At 44.5% G+C, this 26,648-nt stretch carries 14 protein-coding genes; 6 read left to right on the top strand and 8 right to left on the bottom strand.

Annotation, left to right across the window (positions count from 1 at the left end):
* Positions 1–31 precede the first annotated feature (31 nt).
* Entirely contained in the window at positions 32–1,633 is a 1,602-nt protein-coding gene (locus tag NST38_RS10135; RefSeq protein WP_341343952.1) for an AraC family transcriptional regulator, read from the bottom strand.
* 50 nt (positions 1,634–1,683) lie between these two features.
* Complete coding sequence (locus NST38_RS10130; protein ID WP_341343951.1) at positions 1,684–3,705, bottom strand: AraC family transcriptional regulator; 2,022 nt, start codon at positions 3,703–3,705, stop codon at positions 1,684–1,686.
* Between the two features lie 421 nt (positions 3,706–4,126).
* Here NST38_RS10130 and NST38_RS10125 point away from each other — a divergent pair, with 421 nt between their 5' ends.
* From NST38_RS10125 to NST38_RS10115, 3 genes are all read left to right on the top strand, one after another.
* Positions 4,127–4,546, top strand: a complete 420-nt coding sequence (locus tag NST38_RS10125) for a MarR family winged helix-turn-helix transcriptional regulator (RefSeq protein ID WP_036609779.1) — start codon at positions 4,127–4,129, stop codon at positions 4,544–4,546.
* A 27-nt stretch (positions 4,547–4,573) separates the two neighbouring features.
* On the top strand, positions 4,574–5,224 hold the full coding sequence (locus tag NST38_RS10120; protein WP_036609781.1) for a nitroreductase family protein: 651 nt from the start codon (positions 4,574–4,576) through the stop codon (positions 5,222–5,224).
* A gap of 64 nt (positions 5,225–5,288) precedes the next feature.
* Positions 5,289–5,585, top strand: a complete 297-nt coding sequence (locus NST38_RS10115; RefSeq protein WP_036609783.1) for a putative quinol monooxygenase — start codon at positions 5,289–5,291, stop codon at positions 5,583–5,585.
* A 172-nt stretch (positions 5,586–5,757) separates the two neighbouring features.
* Here the strand turns inward: NST38_RS10115 and NST38_RS10110 are convergent, their stop codons facing one another.
* The 5 genes from NST38_RS10110 to NST38_RS10090 all read right to left on the bottom strand — a co-directional run bounded on the left by NST38_RS10110 (position 5,758) and on the right by NST38_RS10090 (position 11,910).
* Positions 5,758–7,107, bottom strand: a complete 1,350-nt coding sequence (locus NST38_RS10110) for an FAD-binding oxidoreductase (RefSeq protein ID WP_341343950.1) — start codon at positions 7,105–7,107, stop codon at positions 5,758–5,760.
* Positions 7,108–7,219: 112 nt separating this feature from the next.
* Positions 7,220–7,741, bottom strand: coding sequence for a MarR family winged helix-turn-helix transcriptional regulator (locus NST38_RS10105; RefSeq protein WP_036609787.1), 522 nt, complete (start codon positions 7,739–7,741; stop codon positions 7,220–7,222).
* A gap of 46 nt (positions 7,742–7,787) precedes the next feature.
* Positions 7,788–8,597: an alpha/beta hydrolase gene (locus tag NST38_RS10100; RefSeq protein WP_341343949.1), complete on the bottom strand. Its 810-nt coding sequence runs from the start codon at positions 8,595–8,597 to the stop codon at positions 7,788–7,790.
* Positions 8,598–8,855: 258 nt separating this feature from the next.
* Complete coding sequence (locus tag NST38_RS10095) at positions 8,856–11,282, bottom strand: flavocytochrome c (protein WP_341343948.1); 2,427 nt, start codon at positions 11,280–11,282, stop codon at positions 8,856–8,858.
* A 13-nt stretch (positions 11,283–11,295) separates the two neighbouring features.
* Entirely contained in the window at positions 11,296–11,910 is a 615-nt protein-coding gene (locus NST38_RS10090; RefSeq protein WP_341343947.1) for an NADPH-dependent FMN reductase, read from the bottom strand.
* A gap of 180 nt (positions 11,911–12,090) precedes the next feature.
* Between NST38_RS10090 and NST38_RS10085 the strand changes: the two genes are divergently transcribed.
* On the top strand, positions 12,091–13,020 hold the full coding sequence (locus tag NST38_RS10085) for a LysR family transcriptional regulator (RefSeq protein WP_101313357.1): 930 nt from the start codon (positions 12,091–12,093) through the stop codon (positions 13,018–13,020).
* 9 nt (positions 13,021–13,029) lie between these two features.
* Entirely contained in the window at positions 13,030–13,968 is a 939-nt protein-coding gene (locus NST38_RS10080; RefSeq protein ID WP_101313356.1) for an FAD:protein FMN transferase, read from the top strand.
* A gap of 144 nt (positions 13,969–14,112) precedes the next feature.
* Here the strand turns inward: NST38_RS10080 and NST38_RS10075 are convergent, their stop codons facing one another.
* A complete protein-coding gene (locus NST38_RS10075; RefSeq protein ID WP_341343946.1) occupies positions 14,113–22,137 on the bottom strand; it encodes an immunoglobulin-like domain-containing protein in 8,025 nt (2,674 codons plus the stop codon).
* A 419-nt stretch (positions 22,138–22,556) separates the two neighbouring features.
* Here NST38_RS10075 and NST38_RS10070 point away from each other — a divergent pair, with 419 nt between their 5' ends.
* Positions 22,557–26,186 (top strand): S-layer homology domain-containing protein, encoded by a 3,630-nt coding sequence (locus NST38_RS10070; protein WP_101313354.1) that lies wholly within the window; start codon positions 22,557–22,559, stop codon positions 26,184–26,186.
* Positions 26,187–26,648: the final 462 nt, after the last annotated feature.

The raw sequence follows: 26,648 nt of genomic DNA, 5'->3' as shown, positions 1-26,648 counted from the left end.
GGATTATTCCACTCTCTTCTCTTGCACAATATCACCGTAAGGTAACCCCAAGTTGCTCTGCCACATATCGCATGGCCCACATGCGTCCGGTGGGACCCAGCGTTTTGAAAAAAATATCTCCTGCATTATATACATGGCCTTCTTGAACAGCCTTTAATGCCAACCATTCACCGGATTGCTGTAATTGCCTCAGTTGAGCACGTGCCTCTTCTGTGGGATCGACCATTACAAACACATGATCCGCGTCGTATAACTGTAAATCGCAAACTTTACTCTCTACAGCCCACTGTTGTTCCGGAAAATCACGAGGCAAATAAAATCCCAGATCATCATACAACAGGGCCCCTGTCTGGTTGTTCAATCCATACATTCGGTAGAAATGAGAAGTCACCCGGATGAACATGACACTCTGTTTCCCCCACCTCGATTGAATGCGTCCTCGAAGAACCCGGCTCAGTTCAGCATGTTGTTCTATCCACTGTACGGCCTGTTCGGTGCGGCCCATAATGTCCGCCATATACAGAAGCCTCTCGCCAAAATGGTTGGTGTGCTCCAGCATGGTGGTAGGCGCGATACGATTCAGGGAGTCATTTGGCTCCAAACGATCACTTGTAATGATCAGGTCCGGTTGGACTCGCCTCAAATCATCATAGTTCTGATTGAAGCTATCCAGAATAAGTCCCTGATGACTGTGTGCTTGAAGCGCAGGTATGGCAACATGTCGAGCCACCCTCTGACCATAGGATAAAGCGGATACTGGCCTCAAACCAAGCGTTATCACATAATCGTCCAACCCGTAATACAAGGTGGCAATGCGATTCACTTTATTTTTCATATACAACGTTGGGGCGATTCCTTCGTTTTTCTTGAAAACTCTGCTGAAATAGTGCTCGTCCTTATAACCCACTTGCTCCGCAATTTCCTTGATTTTATCTGAAGAAAATAACAACTGCTTGGCCTTTGCCATACGTAGTTTCAGTATATATTCAATCGGGGTCATATTTAATTGTCGTTTGAATGTTCTTATAAAATGATTCACACTGAGCCCTGCCATGCGGGCCATCTGATCAATTCGAATGTCTTCCCTATACTGATGCGTCATATAATCAAGTGCCAAATCCATCCCCGCTACAGGGGGTGTTGCTTCATTCACGTGCATCATTAACTGAATCAACAACTGATGCAAAAGATGTTTCCTGCGCGTCTTTTCCAGACTCGTAAACGAGTGTTTTCCACTCATCAGGGTATCCATCATCTCCTGAATATCACGTGTATTGGAAGGAACATTAAGCTTGCCCGTCACAGGGAGATCAAATGCCTCGGTATGCCAAGCATTCCGACGCCGGGTAAGTGTAACACAGGAAAATAAAATGATCTGATATCGGACAGGTGCTTCCATATCCGTCTGAAACTCCACATGCATTCCTGGCTTCAACAAAAACCACTCGTCTTGAGATACCGTATGTACAATGTTATCCATAGACAAAGATCCTTTGCCCGCGATGACCCTGCAAATGGCGAACCTTTTCCAGATCCGACGCTGAACAGCCCCCGGATTGCTAGAGTAATGGCAGACGTGGACAGCAGAGAAATGTAGTTGCTCCAGTTGTTTGATCCAATCATTTTCCTTCATGCTCACGTCCCCTCCCTGTTCTGATCGATTCTATGTGAACTGATTACACTCTATTTTTCAGCTCCCAATAGTAAATTCTTTATACTATCCAACTGCAACTCCAGTGAATAGGGATCTTCCATGACGAACTCATCCTCTGTACCATCCAAGGAACCATAGGTGTAGACTTGTCCTTTCTGCACAGCAGGCAGACGTTTCCAAACCTCGCTGTTCAGTATCTCTTTGGCGTCCTCACTACCCGAACCATATAAGAAGATATGATCTCCCATATACTCAGGCAGTACTTCAAGGGAGATCGTCTCGAATCCATCCTTCATTTCGAGTGCTTGCTGAGTTGGAGGCAGTTTCAGCATCTCATAGATCGTGGAACTACCATAGTTCCCGCCTTCTGCACCAAGTACATACAACGCTTTGTACCCTATTTGTATGATGGATACGGTCTCGCCTTCTTTAATTACACCATCAATCTGCTTCTTAGTCTCTTCGATATTCTCTTCATATGTCGTGATCCATTGCTCTGCTTCCTTCTCTTTTCCAAAAACACCAGCAATCCGGCGCAGCTTTTCCAGTGGGCCAGAAGTTTTATCACCTTCCCAATAAGGTAAAAAGACGGTCGTTGCAATTTTTTCGTAATCCTCAATATTTTTATCAATGGAACCGATGATGAGATCCGGCTCAAGTGACACTAACTTCTCCAGATTCATTGGGAACTCTCCTCCCAAATCTTCAATACCCGCTATAACATCAGTAGCAATGCCAGACTTTTCAATCCATCCTTCGTTCAGCATAAATGTTCTTACACCAACCGGTACTATGCCCAGTTTCAGCAGGTACCCCATATATTGATCTGAAGCAACACGCTGCGGATTGGCCGGGATTACCACATCTCCCCTCATTGTAGAGACGGTCCGCGTCTCCGGCTGTGCAGTCGATTTCCCTGCCTCCGTTGCCTGGTTACCCGATTGTGTAGTAGTCGCATTGGTCTCTGTTTGCGTACCACTTGCAGACGGCGCTGGACTGGAACAGGCCGTGAGCAATAGCGTGAGACACAACATCATGCTTAGTGCTGTCATTTTGAATTTTCCTTGCATTATTAATTCCCCTCCAACACTCTTTTGATATTGATAATCAATATCATTATATAGATGGGAATGTAACGAATGAAGGGCATTTTCTTGCATTACACTGGGCAAATCTTGCTTGTTGTTCAATACCAATGGGTGTTTCGACTTGTTTAACCGTTGACTTACTCCTTTTTTGTAGCGAATTGGAGAAAGCCCTTTTATTTTTTTGAAGCTGCGGCTCAGTGAATGTGCATCCGGATAGCCGATCTGTTCTGCAATCTGTTGCAGCGTTGCACTGGTATGCACCAGAAGATGTGCGGCCCTCTCCATTCGAATCTGTCCAAGATACTGGATGGGACTGATGTTTAACTTTTGTTTGAACAGCCTCGACAAGTGCCCCACACTGCATTCCATTGCTTCTGCCATTACGTCAAGAGCTATGGGCTCATGGAGATGAGCTTTCATATATTCAATAGCCTGTGTGACCGTATCCGGTTTATGTGGCTGAATGGATTGTTCGTGTAAGTCTGTCAATAAAAGATATACCCATTGATGAAATAAGGTTTTGGCATGTAACTTTGCAAGCTTAGTAGACTGCTCCCACTCCTGTTTCAATTCCTCCATACACTGATACATGTGTAGCGGACGGGTTGGTACAAGTGCATATTGGTCCTGAAACGGACGTTCATGGTCCATCAGATACTGAATTTCCATCCCACAGGGCAAGGCTAGGATGGCTTTGTACAAAATCATATAATACGCCACGCCCGAATCCGTCTCCATGTTTAAATACGCCTGCTTGCCTCCATGAATGATGTGGAATCCCTCCACGATGTATCTGTGTTGATCCATTCGTATCCGTGCACTTCCGTCGGTGATATATAGATAGGTACTTGCTGGTAGTTGATAATTCTTCAACTTCTCCCCAGGATGCAAAGCGTTTTGGCGTACATCCAGTATTTTAACAAAAGCATGATTCCACAACCTGATGTGATCATTCAAATTCATATCCGCTGTACTTTCCCTCCCGCCATATTACATCGACATACCTTCTTGCTATTCTTTATGAAGAGCCTGTAATTTTCGCTCAGTATGTATATTTCATTTCATTATAAATCAATTGATAACAATTCTCAATAACATGCACAATCAATATTAACTTACCCATTTGGACAACATATATGGACTGCAATGTATACGTAGCGGGATAATAACGCTAGAATCAGCAACATTTTCTAACCTGTTGCAAAATCATAAAAGGCATGATATATTAATTGAGCCATCAATGATTGACGCATCAAATATTGATACATCAATGATTCGAGAGCATCCAAATAATCATTAGGCAATGGCATTGTATACTGCAACATTAATCATTGGTTAACATACGCCGTTGTTCATGATTCAGATTCACCCGGGAGGTCTAGTCATGACACGTATTGTTTCCAAAGAAGAACAAATCATCAATCTGTTGAACGTGTTGGGTAACAAACTCAGTCCCAAGTTCGAACGCTGTACAGGTATCAGTTCCTCTCGCTTTGAAATTCTGCATGAGCTGGATCAGGTCGATGAGATTAACCAATCCATGTTGCAGAAAATCATTAACATTGATAGTGCTGCGATTACACGCCACTTGAAGCAACTTGAGGCGGACCTGATGGTTACAAGACGTAAGAATCCCGATGATAATCGGGTCACTTTTGTTCGTTTGACGGACCACGGTCGGAAGCAGATTGAAGGCTACAAAGCTGAGAAGACCAATTTTATCAACCAGATTTTACAGGATTTCAGTGAAGACGAAGTTCAATCACTCGCCGATTTCCTGGAACGTATGCAGAACAATTTCTAAACCCATATATAGAGGAGAGATCCATGCATGAGTACAATTCAAAGCAAATTCCAAAAAACCAATGATTTTAACGAAATCACCTACGGTCGTCGTTCTGTTAAACTTTACGATCCTGAAGTGAAAATTAGCCGTGAAGAAATGACTGAAATTCTGTCAGAAGCTTCCCGTGCACCATCTTCGATCAATTTGCAGCCTTGGCGTTTTCTGGTTGTAGATACAACTGAAGGTAAAGAAAAGCTTGCTCCACTTGCGAGATTTAATCAAAATCAAGTGTTGACTTCCTCCGCAGTCATTGGCGTATTCATTGACATGAAAAACGCGGAACATATGGAAGAAATTTTTGGTAAAGCCGTAGAACTCGGTTATATGCCACAAGAAGTTAAAGATATGCAACTATCAAAAGTATTGCCTTATTATGAAAATATGCCTGCTTCCGCTATTCGCGAAGTTAATATGATCGACGCTGGACTTGCTTCCATGCAATTAATGCTTGTAGCACGTGCTCACGGTTATGATACTAACCCAATCGGTGGTTACGAAAAAGATCAAATTGCAGAAGCATTTGGCATGGACAAAGAGCGTTATCAACCCGTTATGTTGATCTCGATTGGTAAATCGGCCAAGGAAGGTCACCCATCCTACCGCCTGCCTGTAGAAACAATCACAACTTGGGCATAATATCAGGGACGGTTTCCCCTTTCTTAACACATTCCAAACAAACACAATATGGAGGTTTTACATTATGATTATCATTCACGCTCATCTGCAAGTTAAACCGGACCAAGAGCAAGCATTCCTCGCAGCTGCGAAAGAACTGATGGCTGCAACACGTCAAGAAGAAGGTAACATCAGCTACGATTTGGCAAAAAGCACAGAACGTGAACAACAATACACGATGATCGAACTGTGGAAAGATGAAGCTGCTACAGCATCCCACAACACAAGCGCGCATTTCCAAGCTTTTGTTCAACAAGCAGCAGCATTCATGGCCGCTCCAATGAACGTTGAAGTATTTGCTGGAGAACAAGTTAAAGCTTAATAGCGCTTTAACTGCCATGCGTATCTAACATGTGAATAAGCTGCTCTTGGTCATATGACCGAGGGCAGCTTTTTAGTTTCCTTTTGAAAATAAGTTCACTTCAACAAAAAACACGCCAATTAAGGCGTGTTTTCTTCACTCATTGAAGAGATATTAAACAAGTGAACATGGACTACACTATCCGAGCCGGAGTGATACTTTGCGGATTGTTGAACACATTTTTTGGGTCATACTTGGCTTTGACTCTCCGCAGTCTGGCATAGTTGGCTCCATAGTACACTGGACCGGAATTCTTGATCCCTTGGTCTGGAACGTTGATATAGGAACCCACAATGTATGGTTGCAATTTCTTGCGAGTATTACGAGCGAGTGCGATATTTTTGGCGGCATGGGATGGTTTGAGCCACGTACTGGTCCATTCCACATAAAACTTCTCTTTACGCCAGAAGAAGGCGGTTGATCTAGGTGATTTGCGACTTACTGCTCCGCCCCAGTTGAGGAAATAGAACCCGCCTGGCCCCTCTTCCAGGTTCTCCAAAAATGTTCGCATCGATTTGATGGCTTTGTCGGGGAATGGTTTTCGTCCAAAACCGGACGAGAACTGGTTGCTATACCGTTGAGTTTCGGTCGGATCAGGTTGTAATAAAAACTTCACAACTTCCGTGTAAGGTAACAAACGAACAATGGAACTTGTCGGTGTGCCAACACTCGTAATCGGCTGCAATAGACGGAGTGCCTCTGTTTTTGACCCTAGGAACAGCCCCTCCATGACGACATTGCCACCCTTTTTCGGTCCGATGGACAACTCGCTACCCAATCTTGTATCCACAGAGGGAGCCCACCTCTGCCATACTTTGAGCACCTTTTCGAATTGAGCCCATGGCCAGGTGATCTTAAATACAGTTGCTTTCGCAGGAGCACGGCGCACTTTGAATTTGTAGCGGGTGTATACTCCGAAGTTACCACCGCCTCCTCCCCGCGAGGCCCAAAAGAGATCCGAATTACGATTTTTATTGGCCCGAATCACTTTTCCTTTGGCGTCCACCATCTCTACCTCAAGCAGGTTATCACTGATGAGACCGATGGTACGCTGGAGTGGCCCAATTCCCCCACCTAACGTAATTCCACCGATCCCTACAGTAGGGCTGTCACCAAAAGGAGCTATGAACCCTTGCTTGGCAAGGGTATTTGCAATTCTTCCCACTCGGTTTCCTGTTCCAACAACAACCGTTCCATTTTTTTTATCAAGCTTGATGGAATTCAGATCACTCACATCAATCACGATACCGCCATTCACCTGTGAAAGATTCACTTCAAGCGCATGTCTGCCGCTCCGCGGCCTGACCGGTACATTGTTTTCACGAGCCCATCGGATAGCATTGGATACATCCTTCGTCCGTTGGGCAAATACAAACACTTTGGGAAATTTGTCCGTATGCGGGTCCCAGTTCTTACGCGCCGCTTCATAACCCGGATCTCCTTTATAAATAACCCGTCCGGTAAGCTTTGTTGATGATTTCACACGTCCCACTCCCTGCTGAATAATTGTCCTACAGCCTCTGCTACATTGAGCACTTTATACTGTATGACGGACATTCGCGGAGGGATTGGGCTGTTGCCCTTAATTTCAAGGTTCATGTTTCAGAGGAATCAATTCTGATTAACTTGCGCGCTTCCTGTTCTTTTTCACCATACCAGACGAGCACATCGGCAAACAGATCCATGATGCGAACAAAGTTCTGCTTATCCGCTTCTGAAATCTGATCTGCATACTTGAAAATCTCATCAAAGCAAAGCTCCCTTACAAATTCGGTATACTTCGCATATACCTCGCGACCTTTCTCCGAAGGTTTGACGTAAATGTCTTTGCGGTTACCGCTTAAATGAAATTTTTCGAGCAGGCCTTTTTCCGTCAGATTCTTCACGTTCTTGGAAAATGTACTGCGGCTTACACCCAGACGTGCGGCCATCTCCGACATCTTCTCTTCCTTGTCCTCGGCTTCCAGAATGTATTCCAGCGTCTGAATCTGTGAAGCCGAGAACATCATGTCTGTACCATAACTTCGCTGCAGCTTATAGGTGTTCGAGTACGCATTACCGTATTTGATAATTTTCTCAATCAGTTCCCGATGGTCGCCCATCCAATCTAATTTCATGCGTAATTCCTTTCATATTCAGATTCTCTCTCTTACTCTACTGAAATCAGATCCGTTTTTCAATCCATGTAATTGCTTCTTCAATAACATCATCACGAGTCGGTTCATTAAAGATCTCATGCATCAGATGAGCATAAATTTTGAGTGTTTTATCAGTTGAAGCGATATCGCCGTAAAAGTCACGGGAATCCTTTTCGCTGACCAGTCCATCATTGGCCCCATGCAGTACAAGCACGGGATCTGTAAACTGCTTGGCGTTCTCCTTGAGCCACATTATGCCATTTCCCAGACTATTAAATAAATCTACAGAGATCTGCTTTTCAACCAGCGGGTCATTCGCATAAGCGGATACAACTGCGGGATCACTACACACGCCGTTGCCCAGCTCATTTGGGAAATAGGTGCCTGCAGGAAGATCCATCGGCAGTTCTCCGGCAACTTTTGTATTGTACCGAGTGAGCGCTCCGGATAACACGATGCCTTTGACCTTGCCTGGATATTTCGTTCCAAAGGACGAGGTTGCAAAACCGCCCATACTATGCCCGATAACAAACAGCGGAAGATCGCCGCTCTCTTGCAATGCCGCCTCGACAATGACATGAACATCTTCAATAAGATGATCAAACTCTTTATAAAACGTACGTTGTCCCTCGGATCTGGCATGACCCCGATGGTCGAAGCGATACACGCTAAACCCACGCTGATTCAGCTTCTCTGTCAAATATTCGTAGCGCCCTGCATGTTCAGCTAGTCCGTGAACAATAACGACAGCGGCTTTTGCATTTTCTACTGTATCCTTGCTGAAATAAAGCTGTGTACCATCAAAGGATTGAATGCTTGTCTCGATTTTAGTCATCGTTTCCCCGTCCTTTTTGTGGTGTCCAAGCTTAAGCTCCGAGAGATCATTTCCTCCGCCCTACCATGGACACGTTTATTATTGTTTTTCTCAAAAATAATATTGTTTCTTATAGAAACAATATATCATCCGACATAGCTGTTGTCTACAATAAATTTAAAGCGCTTTCAAATAAATAGTATCACTGCTATGCATCATAAAAAAACCACTAAACACTCGAGAATCCTTGTGTTTAGTGGGGGGCTTTTAGGTTACATTCTAATCATTTATCTCATCAACGGCAGTCTTACCAGCGATTCGTCCAAAAGTAAATATATCCGTCAAGGCATTACCGCCTAAACGGTTGCCTGCATGTATACCTCCTGCAACTTCTCCAGCGGCATACAGATGTGCAATCGGCTGACCATTTTCATCCAATACGCGAGTTTGGGTGTCGATCTTGATACCACCCATGGTATGGTGAACTGCCGGCTTTCTAGGTGTGGCATAGAATGGAGACTTCTCGACTTTTAAGCTAAACGTATCCTTATGGAACTCCGGATCAAAGCCCGCATCCACATATGAGTTATACTTATCAATCGTATTTCTAAGAACTTCAGGTTCCATATTGATTTTCACTGCCAGTTCTTCTATGGTATCGGCTCTAAACAAGGTACCTTCTTCGACTTGACGGTCTATCTTTTCCTGGCTTGTGTTCGCTGCCGTTTTCTTGATCTCGTCATCCGCAATCAGGTAAAATAAACTTCCCTGCTCGATAGCTGCTTTCGTTAAGACATCTCGTCCAGAGAATTCATTAACAAATCGTTCTCCCTTTTTATTAACAATGACAAAGTTTTCAGGCGGTACTTGCAGTCCACTGAAGAGTTCGCCCGTATCCGGATCGGCTACCGGCATCATTTGAGTGAAGCCCATGCCTGTCAGCGCTGCTCCTGCACTCTTACCGAGCGATATTCCATCACCAGTCATCGCATAGGAATTTGTTGTTTTGATATCATCGTCAATATGGCTCCAGTATGTGTTGTATTCCTTGAGCATCTGTGTATTTGCACCAAAACCACCACTAGCAAGAACAACCGCTTTAGCATGAATGGTAATTTTCTGACCATTGACACCTGTTGCGATAACACCTGTTATTTTTCCATCTTCGATGATCAATTGTTTGACCGGGCTATCTGTAATAATTTTTCCTGAATGCTCTTCTACATATTTGCTAAGTGCAATGATAAAGGCAGAGCCATAACTTTTGACAGGTTTATGGCCACGACGCCAAAGGGCACCCACTGGAGCAAATACGATACTCTTATCATACTCAACCCCGATATCCTCAAGCCACGTTACACTTTCCAAGGCACGGTCTGTAAGTACTTTGACCAGATCGTATTGTCCATAGATCATGCTCCCATTCAGGTCTGTACGTTTGCCCCCAAAATACGTTTGCATTCTGTGAAGAAGTGGGGAGTCGAATAAATAAGCCTTTTCTGTGCCGAACTTATCCTGATACGCAGTAAACTCTTCTTTGAGTGCATGGAAATCATCTACATATTCTGGATGGATCAAGCTCTCATCGGTACTTAACAAATTCTCAATCGTCTGTCTTTCCCCTGGATTCTCAGTGAACTGTTGTTGCCATACAGGATCTGCAGCATTGACAGGACCACCTGAGCGGATCGTATTTCCCCCAACAGCAGGATATTTCTCAAGTACAATCGCACTTGCTCCTTGTTGTAAAGCTGTAGCAGCAGCACTGAGTCCTGCGCCACCTCCACCTACAACGACCACATCGCAAGTGTATTCTTCGTCATCTTTCATCTGGCTGCTAGCAGGTTTTGGACGTCTTTTCAGGATGTCAGGATTCACTCCGGCAAGCTTAACCGCTTTGGCTACACCATTGATGACAGCATTACTGGTTTCAGAAGCACCTGAGAGAGCATCTACATTCAGCGTCTGTCCCTCAATGATTTTATTCGGAATTCTTACAAAAACAACATCGGCGATGCCTTCGGTTTCACCCTTCGAATCGATATCGATGCTTTCAATTCTATTTTCACTAAAGGATACCTTCATCGGCAGATTGCCACTGTGACCTATGGCATTGACCTCATACACACCGGGTCTATAGGTAAACTCCTCTTCTTCGTTGAGCTGATTTGAAATTTTGGCAAACCGAAGGAACCGCAGGAAACATGTTTCCAGGAAATCGATCGTTCCTTCATTGTTCAGGTTGCCTGATTCGTCAAATGCTTTATGTGCGCTGCCAAGCAAAAATTCATACCCTGGCATCACGTTAGCTTCGACACCTGGTGCATCCAGGATTTGACGAAGATGCAGTTGTGCACGCGAGGAACCTTGTGTTCCCTGTGACGCACCTATGATCATCACGGGTTTGCCAGCCAGCGGATGGATTTCAAAGCTCAACCATTCCAGCAGGCTTTTAAGGGATGAAGGGATGGAATGGTTATATTCTGGAGTCGCAATAATGACACCATCACTTGCGATAATTTTTTCATTAAACGATTGTATAATTACACTGTTTGTTTGGTTATCGGACTGATTAAACATCGGAACATCTGTAATATCGAGGATTTCAATGGTTGCTCTGGACTCAAAATGCTTTTGTATGAATTGAAGCAACTTGCGATTATACGATTTCTTTGCATTTGTGCCAACGATCGCTATGATTTTCATTGTGATTAGCCCCCTACTCTTGCCAGGAAAATTTTTTCGTTTTTTTCTTCAACGTCCTTTTGGATAACAGTTCCGTAGTGATCTCCGTAAACAAAACAAACTCATTGAAGATTTCGTCAAGCTCGGCCACTTTTTGAGCGTCAATGAGATTACCACTGCTATCAAATGCACTCTGGGATTTTCCCAAAAGAAACTCGCTACTAGGCATCATTCTCGCACCAAGCTCAGGTGAATCCAGGATTTGTCTAAGATGCGCTTGTGCCCTGGAAGAACCGAGTGCACCATGTGAAGCACCTACAATCAGAACAGGCTTGTCTTTCAAGGTTTGAGTCGTGTAGCTGATCCATTCCAGAGCACTTTTCAACACGGCAGGGATCGCATGGTCATACTCGGGAGTAGCGATAATGACACCTTTCGCTTTAGAGATTTGATCTAATAAGTCTTGTACTTTCACAGGAATATCAACTTCAGCATCCTCTAATTCATCTTTTTCAATAAAGGCAGGCATATCCTTAATTTCAAACAAGTCAATCTGGGCTTCACTAGCAAAATGCTTTTGCATAAATTGAAGCAGCATGCGGTTAGTTGACACATCCGAATTTGTGCCCACGATAGCTAAATAGTTCATCGTAATCCCCTCTCTGTCATTCGAGATGATGCTCGTAACTGTCAGGCTCAATCTTTCGGCCTAACTCTAACATATCAAAGCTCAAATGATCTAATAGTTATTCATTGCAGTTTGATAACTAATTTGTTATAATCACCTCAAATTCAAAGTTTGTTACTTTTTTCACAAGGGGTGAGGAACATGTCTAAGTTAGAATCTCAAGATATCTTGTGTTACATTGACAGCCTATTAAAATACAGCAACTATAGCAGGGCCGCACAATCCCTTTACATATCTCAGCCCTACCTCACAAAGGTTATCAAAAAAATCGAAATTGAGTTGGGCTGTGAGCTAATCACTCGCAACAAACTTCCGTACCGATTAACCGAGCAGGGGAAAATATATTATCAATACTTAACTTCACTCGAAAACAGCTATGCCAAGCTTATTAGGGAAATCTCATATGTATCGGATATTGGCAATAAGGTGATACGGATCGGCATTCTTCCGAGCCTCGGTGTGTACTTAACGCCCCTTTTTTTACCAGATTTTCTCGAGCTTCATCCTGCTTATAAGATTAATCTTGTCGAGGATTTACCTGAAAAAAATGAGAAACGTCTCCAAAATAATGAGCTGGACTTCTGGATCGGGCAAAATTCAAGCAGTATCTCCCCTAACTTGAACTCGTTTAACTGGGGCAGGCATAGTTACCAGGCCATCATTCCGCGTTGCTGCGAATTATATCAAGAGAATGTTGCAGTCATCCCGGAGGGCACAATTGAGATCAGCACCATTTTGAATCAAAAGCTTATTCTAACGTCCAAGGGTTCGGCAATCCGAAAACAGATTGATCAATTGCTCAGTGTCTACAAGGTACAGCCTAATATCGTTATGGAAAGCAATGAAATCTACACTGTACTCAAGCTTGCAAAGCATAATTTAGGTCTAACTTTTGTGCCTGAAAGCATCCATATCAAGGAGTGCCCTTCGGAATACAACATCTATCCAATCCCTCTAGAGAAGATGAGTCTGGATTATTTTATAGCCCATCATGGAGCAAAAAAGCTGAATAGCGTGGATCATGACCTCATCCATACTTTTCTCAATCACGGACAACAATGTGCAATATAGGAGGCTATCATGAAAGCTTTTACGAGAACGATACCACTCATGGGAACGAACATATCCCTCTATATCGAGGGGACAGATGCTGAAGAGCTTGCCGAGGAAGCCGTGAATATGCTCATCCGTTATGAACAAGTATTTAGTGCCAACAGTGAGCAATCGCAGCTTGCCCTGCTAAAAAAAGAAGCCGCATCACATCCACTTAGAGTAGACAAGGAACTGTATGATCTTATTAAGATAGGCAAAGAACACAGCCTGAATAAAGATTCATTTTTAAATATTGCGATAGGGCCTTTGATCAAATTGTGGAGAATTGGTTTTCGCGAGGCACATGTGCCGGAAGATACCGAGATTAAAGCAGTGCTGGAGCTCTTGAATCCGGAGCATATACAGCTTGACGATGAGCTGCAAACGGTCCATTTATTCAAAAAAGGCATGGAAATCGACCTTGGAGCGATCGCTAAAGGTTATTTTGCTGATCAAGTTATGTCATTCTTCAAGAAAAACGGAGCTGCATCAGCTATGGTCGATATGGGCGGCAATGTTCTGGTTCATGGCGATTCTCCCACCGGGTCCAGTCACTGGAAGGTTGGAATTCAAAATCCCTTTTTACCTAGAGGAAATGCAGCAACACTCGTTAGTATACGCGAGCAATCCGTTGTTACATCAGGAATATACGAGAGAGTTTTAGAAAAGGAAGGGAGTCAGTACCATCATATATTTAACAGCAGAACAGGTTATCCCATCGAAAGTAATATCGCTTCTTTAACGATTATTGCGGATCGATCGCTCGACTGTGATATATATACTACAGAATTATTTGGGTTAGATGCGGTCTCCATTATTCATAAAGTTAATAATATGAAGGATATCGAAGCTGCCGTAATCACGACGGATGGAAATCTGGCCTATACAGATAATCTTAGAGGAAGAATTGAGCCCGTATTAAGGTAAAGTTAACAGCTACTTCTTTAAGCCAGGATCTAACGGCTTTTCCTGCTCGCTGATTAAACAGACAATAAAGTGGACGGAACAAGTTCTTCCGCCCAACTTTATGATCTGAGTGAATCAATAGCAACTGCCTTATAATTAACGTGTCTACATCAAACCCAACACATTATAGATCATCACTGCTGCTTCTGCACGGCTGGCATTCTTCTTCGGTGCAAACTCATCGTTACCTACACCGTTTATTATGCCTGCTCCCTGTATTGCCTCTACCGCTTGCTTCGCATAACTTGCGATGTTTGCTTCATCCTTGAAGGCTGTAGCTTCACCACTTGCTAACGCTAGTTGCTTAATTTGGACAGCCTTGTATACCATAACCGCCATATCTTCTCGCGTAATGTTCTCATGAACTCCGAATCGTCCATCTGGTTTCCCGTTCACAATCCCCAGCTTCTGCGCGGTTGCGATATTTCCATGGTACCATTCTCCTTGCTTCACATCACTAAAACTTGTCGTTGCGCTCTCATCCGATAGCTCAAACATATTCATCAGCATGGTGATGAACTCTGCTCTTGTCACTTGACCATTCGGATTAAACTCGCCGTTGCCTACACCCTTCACAATGCCTCTTGCTCCCAATGCTGAGATCGCATCCTTCGCCCAATCTTGGGTCACATCCTTAAAGCTCGTTGCAACATACGCTACCGTATACTTGCTCAGATACGTTGGCTTGAACTCTACTTTTCCTGTCGCTGCATTGTATTTACCATTCGTCACCACTCTTAGCTCTCCGTTGTCCTTCACATCGTATACAACGACGTTGTTTGGATTTTCGTTAGCCTTTAGTGTGTATGGCAATTCAATCACGAGATCATCTCTGCCATCAAACTCTATAAGTTTCTTACCATCAATCGTTAGCTCGATATCGTATACGACCTCACCGTTCAGCTGAGCTTGTGCGCCAGCTGGCAGTTGATTAGCTGCAATTTTCTTAATCGACAATCCTAACGTTTTTCCCGCACTTGTTCCTGTTCCAAGCAGTTCGGTTGCCACTGTTACGACTGCAGAGCCTGTGTTGATCTCGATGCGATCTATCGTAGAAGATCCACTTGTTAAGCGCGCATCTACTGCGAGCTCAATCGTTAGCCCGTTCAAGCTTGCATCAGCTTCAACTTGCATGTGTAACTTACCGCCTGTCGTTTGATCAAGCGCACGCTTCAGCGTATCCGCACTTAACTTCACTTTAGAAGTACCGCTCTCATTTACAACTGGTTTAATGTTTATTTGGCCGTTGTCCATGACCACTGGCTCATTTCCACCTGGAGCTGTTGGTACTGTAGGTGCAGGAATGTTACCGTCACCGCCACCATTTCCATCACCACTGCTTGGTGCTTGTGGTGTTCCATCGACCAATGGTGTTACCGTTACCGTAGCGCTTGATGATAAACCACCATCCACTGTAGTTACTGTAATCCTTGCTGTTCCTGGTGCCACCGCTGTTACTTGACCTGTCGCACTTACAGTCGCTACAGCTGTATCGCTAGAGCTCCATATTACTGCTTTTTTCGTTGCATTAGCTGGTGCTACCGTAGCTGTCAATTGCCCTGATTGACCTTCTAAGATGGACAACGTCGTTTTGTCCAAGCTAATTTCGCTAACGGGTACGTTCTTCCCATTGAGTGCATCATACTCACTTTGTGTAATTGGAATTACCGTTCCGTGACGCGGACTAGCTGGTAAGTTGTAGTTAGAAGATAATGTCCAGACACCTGATGCAAGATTTGTTGTCTCGAATGGAACATAACCTCTTCCACCAAACTCATCTACGAATAAATACCATTTTTCATCGGTATTCGATTTGAAGATCGTTGGACCCTCGACCCATTTGATGTTACCAACGCCTTGATTAATCATCTTGAAGGTTGGATCTAAGATCGAGTCACCCACCTCTTGGAAGATCATCTTGCCAAATGGAGCAGAAGCTCCGTTGTTTTGCTCATCCTTCGTAAAACGATACACTTTTCCTTCATGCTCAATCATCGTTGTGTCAATAATGGAATATCCATAATCCAAATATACTTGCGGTTCAGTAAACGTATAGAAATCTCTTGTCTTGCTATACATCATTTTTTGGTAAGCATCGCCTGTATGGGATGCATCATCAAACATTCTTGATGCCCAAAATACGATATATTCACCTGTTGTGTTGTCGTACATAATTTCTGGTGCCCATGTATTACCCGCTTCTTCCGGTGCAACCTCTACCATGCGTTGATCTGTCCAGTTGACTAGATCATTCGATTCCCAAACCATAATGGAACGACTGCCCCATGTGTGTGCTCTGCCCCAGTTACCATTGCCGTTAATTTTCAGATCGGTAGCGATCATGTAGAACTTATCACCTTCAGGCGAACGAATAATGAACGGATCACGTACACCCTTCTCCCCTAAGGTAGAGGTTAATACAGGTTTACCATTATTCAATTCTCGCCAGTTCAACGGATCATTACCGTTACTTAGTGCAAAGTAAACTTGCTCCCCTGTTGCAGTACCTTCTCCAGTGAAATATGTGAAAAAGTATCCCGCATATTTTTCATCAGCAGGCAGTTCCTTCACCTTCGCAATGAATTCCTTCGTAGTGGATGCTGAATTCAACTTAATCGTAGCTGTAAGCTTCAGATCTACATTTCCACTACCGTGTGCCGGACGTTTTACTTCTCCAGTAACTGAAACGACGTTTGGTTGTGCAGAAGCCCAAGTAATCGTTGTTCCATATAGACCAGATGTTGGTAATGATATATGACCTCTTACATCATTAATGTTATGAACGACTAGTGCTGCTTTTGCTTCATCTACAGAAGTGACATCGTTTGGCAATGCCTTAACCGTCAACTGAAAAGTTTTGTTAACTGTCTCTGTACCATCTGTAAATACTGCTGTTAACGTTACAACTTGATCACCTGTTGCGTTAGCTGGTCTAGTTACGGCACCTGTAGTTGAGATGACATTCCCCTTATCTGAAGTCCAGCTTATTCTCGTGCCATAAGCACCTGATGTTGGCAATGTTACATTGCTTATAATCGTATCTTTTGATGCATTAGCAGCAAGAAGATCATGAATCGTTAATTTCTCCGTCGCAGCCGATACAAGCATGCCCTCCATTTTAGCAATCTTCTGATCTGCATGAGCCTTAAGTGATGTAATATCTGCCGCAGTCATTGCACCATCATAGATTTGGAAGTCTGCAATCATACCGCCGAAGTATGGATCAGCTGTATAAAATGACTTACCGATGGTTCCACTACTGCCTGAAGTATTTTTTATTTGTTCTAGTGTCATTCCATTCGTTGAGCCTGATGCAACAGCAACACCATCAATATAAAGCGTTAGTGTACCATCCGTGCCTGAAACAACAGTCGTAACTACTTTCCATTCATTATTCTTTAAGCCCGTGGTAGAAGTTGAAGACTCATTATTCCAAGCATTCGTCGCGATACCTAGGCGAGCTAGACCGTTAGCGTTATAACGTGGTGTGAAGTACGTATAGTGTGTATTATTGTTTGGTCTTCCTAATGCATATAACCACTCCGCAGCGTTTTTACCGCTCCAGTTCACAATGGATGAAACAGTCATATCCGTTAAACCATCGAGAACTCCTTGTGGTAGTTCTACATAAGAGTTAGTTGTGCCACCAGTAAAGCTTAGTACACCAGCATCTTGTGTACGAATCCATTCTGCTTTAGACGGATTCATCCATTTTCCGTTGAAGTTTCCTGTTTGGTCAATAACCGTTGCACCATCAATATCATCCATATTGTAGTGAAGAATGAGCTCTGCCCCAGATGGCTGCTCTACTGGAGGAGTAACGTCTTCATCAGCTAATGTTGCAATCTCTTCAACGGATAATGCACGATTATAAATACGGAAATCATCCAATTTACCATCAAATAAACTATGAGAGCTGTTTCTCGATTTACCAATATAATTCATCGTTGTTTCCAGTAACATTCTCGGCTCAACGTTAAATGTCGAGCTACGTTTAACCTCTTGACCATTCACATACAATACTGCATCAAATTCATCCATTGTAATTGCAACATGCTGCCAAGTCTTCGTTGGTAATAACCCGGAATTTCTCACCGCATATTTATATTCTGATCCTAGTCGCGTGCTGTCATTGCTAAATTTCTCTGTAAAAGGTGTTACGACAGCAAACTCTAGACTACCTGTATCACCTTGTGTGCTCAAGTACATGGTGTTGCGGTTAACCTGTCTGCCTGTGTCGGAAGCAAAATCAAATATTCTTTGATTTGCTTGATTTCTGTCCATTTGAACCCATGTAGAGAACGTAGCCTTCTCAAGATTCAAGGATTGAATCAAGTTATCTGGCAGCTTCACATATCCTGTTGATCCATTAAGCTCTAGTGCACCACCCGTTTTACCAATACGATCCTCTTCATTAATCGTTGCTCCACCTACTAGTGTTGCGTGATGACCATTGCCAGAAATGTCATTCACCGTTGTACCATTCACTGTATTTGCATCAAATGAGTAATGTACAACCGGGTCTGTTGATGGTGCTGGACCTTTCCAGGCATACTTCTCTTGCAAAGCATCATACTCTGCACGTGAGATTGGAATTACGGTTCCGTGTCGTGGTCCTGGCGGAAGTGCATATTGATCACTACTTAATACATTGTTCATATATTGTGTGCTACTATCCAGATCTGTTGTATATCGAACATGATATGGCCATGAATCAAGGAACAGATACCATTGGTCTTTATTATTATCCTTAAAAATCGTTTGCCCTTCGTTGTTTCCATTATTTCCGATCAAGCCAAGTTTATTATCACGTGTACCCGGAACAGCGTCGTATTGAAGGCCGTTTGCTGCAATACCGTCCTTGTCATAATAAAAAGTTGGTGCTTTCTCCACATACACTTTAGTATTCACTTCTGATTTGGTGAATCGGTACAACATATCATTATGCTCAATAAACGTCGTATCAATGGTCGGAAGTGACTCCTCAATCATGACCTTTGGCTCAGAGAAGTTGTAGAAGTCTCTTGTTGTTGCGTAGTACATCACATTGTACTGGCCTGCAGGTCTTCCGTTATAATCACCATATGTCTCTGTGTTTTTCATCGATGATGCCCAAAATACAATATACTCTCCAGTTAGCGGATCATAGATAGCTTCGGGTGCCCACGTATTTCCTCCATTCTTAGGAGCAACCTCGATCATACGCTGCTCGCTCCAATGAACGAGATCCTCCGACTCCCAGATCATCATGTAATGACTACCCGTAATTTGAGCTTGGTCGAAATTTGTACTTTCGCCCATTTTCAAATCGGTTGCCAGCATATAGAATTTATCACCTTCTGGAGACCGTATAACGAATGGATCCCGAAGTCCTTTTTCACCCATATCAGATTGAAGGATCGACTTACCATTATTCAACCCTTTCCAGAACAATGGATCTTCAGCTGTAGCGAAGGATATCTCTTCACCACCCTCATATTCACCTGTAAAGTACGCAAAGAAGTAAGCATCATGCTGTACTGGCGCAATTGCTTGTTTAATCGTAACGTTAAAAATTAGCTCTTTAGAAGCTGCACCATTTGTAATTGTAGCTATTAGCGTAACGGGCGTATCCGTAGCTTGACGACTTACCCAGCCTAGCTGTTTAGCATTACCAGCCGCTTCAGACGTTCCTTTCACAACAGCCGGTTTGCTAGATAACCATGTAATTGTGGAGCCTTGTTCACCTGTAGCAGCAAGACGTATGTTACCTTTAACGTTCTCAGCATTGTAGATCTCTATTTGTTCAGCGTCCAGATCAACCTTCTGCTGATCATCGAATTGCTTCAAGATCGTAACAGGGAATACAGCTGTAGTTGATACGCCTTGATACGTTAAAGTAGCCGTAAGCTCTGCCTGAACATTATCTGCTTGAACAGCTGGACGTTGTACAGTGCCATGGTTAGAAATGACAGTAGGATGACTGGAACTCCAAGTAATGCTCACGCCGTTTTTACCGCTTGTCGGTAATGTAACGTTTCTTGTTATCTTATCGGTGCTTTTATCGCCTTCACCTAAGTAACGACTGATGTTGAGTTGATTCGCTGCATCATCAACAGTCAGCTGACGTATTTTTGAGATGTGAGTTGCTCCTTCTTGTTGATATAACTCGCCTACTTCTTGGTCTGTCAACGCGCGATCATATACTCGAAAATCAGCTACGCTACCTTGAAGGTATGGATCGTTTGAGAAGATTGATTTACCGATAAAGCCAGAGAAAGTAGCATCCGGATTAATAATTTCTGACAGCTTTAGTCCCTTTGCATTACCCGAAGCAACCTTAGCTCCATCCACGAATAACGTTATCCTATTGCTAGCTTCGGACAAGGACACCGTTACATGCTTCCACTGCCCACCGATAAGGTTTGAGTTTGCGCTACCTGTAACTAATGCTTCGTTCGGCCAGCCATTTTTAGAGATACCTGTGGCAATCATATTACCTGATCCACTACCGTGACGTGGTGTTACGAAGAAATATTTGTTCGTTTCTGGTGTTAATACAGTACCCAAACCGAAGATCCAGCGATTCGTCCCATCATTCGTCCAGTTCACGATTGAAGATACTGTAATCTCATTCAGACCGTGTAGTAGATCTAATCCATTTGAGCCCTTAGGAATCTCAACATGCCCACTATTAGATGTAGAGCTTCCACCATTGAAGGAGACAAAGCCAACCTCACTGTTTGAAATGAATTGTCCATTGTTTGGATTTCTAAATATTCCGTCAAATGTAACTGCCTTATTGGCAACATCCTTCAGTACGAGTTGACCGTCTACTTCTTCAGTCGTCTTCATGTTGTAATGAAGAATAAGATCATCTTTTAGCGATTTTCCCTTAACGGTAACGGCTGATGTAGCTGTAAACTCTCCATCTTCAGTCTGTACCGTAATTGTGGCTGTACCTTCACTAACAGCTGTAACTTTACCCGTTGAATTGACAATCGCTACACTGGAGTCACTAGATGCCCAGATAACTCTTTTATTTGTTGCATTTGAAGGTGAAATAGTAGCTACTAATATCTCGCTGTCCCCCGCTGATAAAATAAATGTAGGTTCATTAAGCAAGACATTCTTAACGGCAATCTGCTCAATAGAGTCATCCTTAGGTAGTAAGGTAACAATAAACTCCTTCGTTGCCTGGCTTCCACCTAAAGAAATGGTTGCAGTTAACGTCACTTGTTGCTCCATTTCTCGTAAGAACACTTCCCCGGTTGCACTAATCGCACTCTCATCACTAGAAGTCCATGAGATCATTGCGCCATTCTTATCTTGAGTAGGCAGTTCAAGAGATTCTGTAACTGCCGATATATCACCTAACGTTAGCTCTATTTTGCCTTGTTGTATTTGCTTTTCATTAAACGATTGTTCATATACTACAGCGATATCTTCATTATCTAGTGCCTCTCCGTAAATTCTTAAATCTTGAAAGCTGCCTGCAAAAGTAGCATCCCCTAAATAATTGGAGCGACCGATGTAAGCATGCAAATCAGTACCAAAACTTGCTGTTGTTTTCTCTTTGGCGGTCGTGCCTATACTTACACCGTTAATGTAACCTGTAATAGAGCGTTCTGTAATGACCGTCGTATAGTGAACCCATTGACCTTCGTACTGTGACGTAGAAGTGCCTGATACCCCTACCTCAGTCGTCCAAGGCTGGTCAACATTATTGTTATTCGTAAATACTGACTTAAAATCACCACTTGGATTCGATGGATTAAACATCCAGTAATTCGTTGGCAAGTTATTGCCAGCTGCTGGAGTACCGTAGAATAATGCTGAGTAGTTCCCACTTCCAGTGTTGCTCTTGATCCATACAGATATCGTTGTATTTTCTTGATTATCAAACAAACCAGTAGGAAGCTGAACGTAGTTTGTATTACTATCTGTTCCCCCAGGTAAAGTGAGACCATCGGTGTAAGTAATGTCTCCTACGGCCGTTCCATGCTTTTCATTACCTGATATATCCTGTACATCCTCAAGCAATGGATAATGCGCCAACATCGTTGGTGTTATTGTGTCCGCTGAAGCTTGATTGCTAAATGGCAGAACAAGATTAAACCAGCTACTGAAGGTCATAAGTAAAACTAACATTAGGATTGTAATTTGCTTCCGCATAGCATTCTTCCCTTCGATTAATTTTCAGAAGCATACAACCCATATCTCTCACCTATAAAACCAGACCACCTCGCTCAAGGAAATAGAGATACGTTTTAAAAAAAAGAATGCGCTTACATTTCTTCTCATATTACGTCTTCAACACTTCCAATTCAATGTAGTATCTTGTTAATAAGGTGGATTTTTTTATTGCAATTCAAGCAAACTTCAACACTATCTCTATACTTCGAAGTAATCGTTTTCATTCTATATATACGCTATGTTTAAATTAAAGGATTGAACGCCTGATAAACATAATATATATAGTTGGGCGCTTGTCATATGGACAACGTGTCCGAATACGATGCGGTAAGCCATGGGTGCACCGCATCGAAAAATAAGGAGGATTTTCATTTATGCCAAAACGATTTAGCAGAATGCTCGCGTTCCTCTGTTGCTTGGTAATGGTGGCGTCGCTAATGCCTACCAGCTATGCCGCCGCCACTGACAACATCGAGAACGCAGAAGCGAATGAAACACCCACCGCCATTTTTGGAACTCCCGAACTCGGGTCAAACGACCCACTCTGGGGCCAGACCATGGAGCATCACATCAACAAAAGCACTGTGCCCGCCGATCCCAGACCCCATGCCACGGGCACAGCCAAAATCCTTTGGGACCATGACTACCTGTATTCCCGAGTAGTTGTGAATGACAGTAATCTATATCAGGGAGCTGGCGGAGATCACCAGTACGACAGCCTGGAGTTTTATGTCGGCACCGGAACCGGAGGCTCAAACCAATGGCGCGTCAGCGCGTCGGGTGTGTTCTCAGGGCAGGCCGCTCCGGGCAGAGCTGCATGGACCCAGATCACGGAAACAGGATATATCGTGGAGATGAGAATACCCAAAAGAACCTTGACCTTGGAGGAGGGCAAGCTTACCTTTGAGGTTTATATTAATAACTCAACGGAAAAGGGCGGTGACCGCTATGAAGTCGTTTCCAGTTTCGGAGATCCGGACGCGGCTTACACCAGCGCTGCTTCTTTTACAGACAGCCTGCAGCTCTCTTTAGCCAATGAAGTGGACACCAGATTCTCAATCACCGCCACTGCGGGACCGGGCGGCCGAATAACGCCGAACCCACCCGGCGATGTTCTGAGAGTAGATCGGGACTCTAACAAAGAATTTACGTTTACCCCCGATTCCGGCAAAATGGTGGATACCGTAACGGTAGACGGCGAGACCGTGACTCTATCTGCTGGCACTTATACCTTTTCGAATATTGAGGCTGACCATACAATTCACGTAACATTCAAAAACGATCCGGACGCGGGGATACTTCCCTTTATCGTATGGAATGACAACTTCGCCAGTGGCGAGTACACAACGGCTGTCATCATCGACTTAGGCGAGGGGAAGGCAGCGTTAGGCTCCGAGCTTAATTCGGGCTTGTTTACCTTGTCAGCCAGAAACACAACCCTGAACGGCGAAGCGGTGACCTTTGAAGGAACGCGCAAGATCACAAGGGTATACGCTAATGACGAACCGAAGGTACGCGGCTATCTGGGGCCGGTAAGCAATTCACCAGATTATCAGGACGGACTGGCAAGCGGCCGTTACATCGTAGTTGAGTCTGAGTTTTATTCAGCGAGCGGCGGCAAAACAACGCTGGATGGCAGCAGTAACTCGACAAAGCAGGTTTACAACATCGTCCCAAACGGAGAGATCGTACTGACAGAAGGGAGTCCACTTCGCAACGTGGTTTTTGAACAGGAAATAGTTGTGAATCCGATCCTTGACAAGTTTACAACATTCACGGACAATTCGGTCAATCGCTCGCTCTACCTTCACAAGGATGAAGACGGTAAAGTGATCAAAGGATTGCCGCTGTATGTTTATACCCACGGCATGTCACGCGGCGGCACAAACGCTGCGACAGACCAAAAAGCGGCCATGAAATCCGCCAACGGCTCGGTCGCTCTAATGAAAAAAATGGAGAAAAATCCTGACAAGTACGCCAGCCATGTACTGAATATTTCCTATAATGGCGTATCTGTTCCCTCAACAGAGAATGTTAAGAAGGTCATAGACGCCCTGATTGCCAGCGGCGAAGTAGACCCTAATCGTGTTTACGCGGCGGGCTTCTCATGGGGCGGCCAGTATACAAACAACTTAGTTAACAGCCATCCTGGCTTCTTCGCCGCCGCCGCACCTATGGCCCCGGTAAGCGGTTCACCGAATGCTAAGGACAACGACGCTCACAACAATCTGGCCTATTGGATGTTTTTAAATGCTCATAATGTTGGAGGCTACCAGACTAACCTCAATAACTTCATCAATAACAATATGCCAAAAATGATCAACGCGAGGGCTTCGCGCTTTGAGAGTAATGAGGTCCTTACGTGGCCCTACAATCAATTTGATCAGCCAAATCTGAGGCCTAATCCGGCCAACACACCTGTTCTGGCTGATTACATAGCCCACGAAGTTGAAGCGGCGGTTCTTTACAACCAGATAACTATGGGGAATTGGAGCATAGCTCCCACGGCGCAGTCCTCTAACTTGCCGGCTTGGAACAATGACTACACAGACGTCTTTGATTGGATGTTCGCGCAGAGAAAACCGGTCGTGCCAGGTGCTCCGAGCGGCTTCAAGGCGACAGCCGGTGACGGACAGGTCACATTGAACTGGTCCGCCCCTGCTGACGACGGTGGCAGTGCGATCTTGGGCTACAAGGTATGGTATGGCAACGGGACGCCGATCACACTGGATGCGACGGAGACCAAATATACCTTCAAGAACCTGACAAATGGCCAAGGCTACAACTTCACCATCATCGCGGTGAATGCAAAGGGCGACGGCGCGGAGATCAGTGCTACGACGACGCCGATGAAGACGACGACTCCCACTGTGCCTGATTCTGGCGGCAATACGGGAAACACCGGAAATACCGGAAATACCGGCAACATCGGTAATACGGGCAACACCGACAATACGGGCACCGGGACAGACGCTGGAACGTTGAAGTCGACCTACACAGTGAATACACCGAAGGATAAACCCGCGATCACAGACAAAAACGGCAACACCACCCTTCCCGGTGGCGGCGAGATTGCGACCAAAGGCGGGACGAAGATTAAGGTACCCGAAGGCACATCGATAGACTCAAACGGTAAGTTAACCATTCCGGCAGACAAGAGCGCCGAAGTGATACTACCCGGCGACAACAGCACAGTGACCATTTCGGGAGGATCGACGATAGCGAGCGACGGTACGGTTACAGTAGGCGGCAAAGACGCGCATGTGACCCTGCCCAACGGCAACCGTGTGGATATTCACGGCGGATCGAAGATACGGAGCGGCGGAGCGGTTGTGGTAGGACCGAGCGGCGCAAAAGTTAGCTTAGATAACGGCATGTCGTTGAACATCCGTGAGGGTACGGAGCTGGCGTTTGATGACGTCACCCCACTGGGCTTCCTCGTGATATCGGGCAATCCTTTCAGGGATGCCAACATGGACGACTGGTTTTACAACGATATAAATTTCGCCTACACATACGATCTTTTCAACGGTACGACGTCCACGACGTTCTCACCGGGCAACGCAATGACGCGAGCAATGTTCGTGCAGGTACTGGCCAATCTTGAGAACGTAAACCTCTCCAGCTACACGAGTTCCCGCTTTAACGACGTGACGGACGGACAATGGTACACCGCGGCAGCCGAGTGGGCAGCCGAAAAAGGCATAGTCCACGGTACAAACGCAGACCTGTTTGACCCCAATTCACCAATGACGCGCGAGCAGATGCTGGTGATACTGTACAACTACATGAAGTACAAAGGCTATGAGCTCCCTGAAAGCCAGGCTAAGTCCTTCACGGACGAGAGTGAGATCAGCTCCTGGGCATTGGAGGCCGTTCAGGCACTGCGGGACATCGGCATTGTAGTAGGCAAGCCGGACAACTTCTTTGCTCCCAAAGCCACCGCCACCCGCGCCGAAGTAGCCACGATCTTTGTAAGATTCGTCGAATATCTGGCTAACTGAAAGCGTATACAGATAAATGCAGACCCTTCCGGTTGGACAATATCCAGCCGGAAGGGTCTCCTTGTTTTCAAACTGTACTTTTTTTGACAACTCCACAGTCAGGACTTTAAACCCTCTATTTTTGCATCTAGAATATTCGTCCCCAAGTCCAAAAAATTCTAATTAATTATGCATGTTCTGATTTATTTCACCACAAAAAAAACGCCATCGCAATAATGTGATGGCATTCTTGATTATGGAGCCTAGGGGGATCGAACCCCTGACCTCATCGCTGCCAGCTCGCAAGTGTCTCCGCTCTGTCCAACGTTCAGTCAACGCTAGACTAAAAACCCCGCAAAATAGCGTGTTATCCATCGTACAGACTACGAACTACCCGCGCTATTCCCTTACCGATACCGTTATTATACCGTTTAGGAGCGTATATCTGCAAATTGTACGGCGCATATCTGCGTAACAGTGGTC

Origin of the sequence: Paenibacillus sp. FSL H8-0104 (assembly GCF_038050215.1) — a bacterium.
Taxonomy (GTDB): Bacteria; Bacillota; Bacilli; order Paenibacillales; family Paenibacillaceae; genus Paenibacillus; species Paenibacillus amylolyticus.
Note: the sequence above shows the minus strand (reverse complement) of the source record. Positions and strands in the feature narration are given on the sequence as shown.

Coding starts and splice junctions, on each gene's coding strand:
- NST38_RS10095 (WP_341343948.1), bottom strand. CDS start 11,282: ATGAAAATCATAGCGATCGTTGGCACAAATGCAAAGAAATCGTATAAT.
- NST38_RS10080 (WP_101313356.1), top strand. CDS start 13,030: ATGAAAGCTTTTACGAGAACGATACCACTCATGGGAACGAACATATCC.
- NST38_RS10075 (WP_341343946.1), bottom strand. CDS start 22,137: ATGTTAGTTTTACTTATGACCTTCAGTAGCTGGTTTAATCTTGTTCTG.
- NST38_RS10085 (WP_101313357.1), top strand. CDS start 12,091: ATGTCTAAGTTAGAATCTCAAGATATCTTGTGTTACATTGACAGCCTA.
- NST38_RS10130 (WP_341343951.1), bottom strand. CDS start 3,705: ATGAATTTGAATGATCACATCAGGTTGTGGAATCATGCTTTTGTTAAA.
- NST38_RS10125 (WP_036609779.1), top strand. CDS start 4,127: ATGACACGTATTGTTTCCAAAGAAGAACAAATCATCAATCTGTTGAAC.
- NST38_RS10115 (WP_036609783.1), top strand. CDS start 5,289: ATGATTATCATTCACGCTCATCTGCAAGTTAAACCGGACCAAGAGCAA.
- NST38_RS10100 (WP_341343949.1), bottom strand. CDS start 8,597: ATGACTAAAATCGAGACAAGCATTCAATCCTTTGATGGTACACAGCTT.
- NST38_RS10070 (WP_101313354.1), top strand. CDS start 22,557: ATGCCAAAACGATTTAGCAGAATGCTCGCGTTCCTCTGTTGCTTGGTA.
- NST38_RS10090 (WP_341343947.1), bottom strand. CDS start 11,910: ATGAACTATTTAGCTATCGTGGGCACAAATTCGGATGTGTCAACTAAC.
- NST38_RS10135 (WP_341343952.1), bottom strand. CDS start 1,633: ATGAAGGAAAATGATTGGATCAAACAACTGGAGCAACTACATTTCTCT.
- NST38_RS10120 (WP_036609781.1), top strand. CDS start 4,574: ATGAGTACAATTCAAAGCAAATTCCAAAAAACCAATGATTTTAACGAA.
- NST38_RS10105 (WP_036609787.1), bottom strand. CDS start 7,741: ATGAAATTAGATTGGATGGGCGACCATCGGGAACTGATTGAGAAAATT.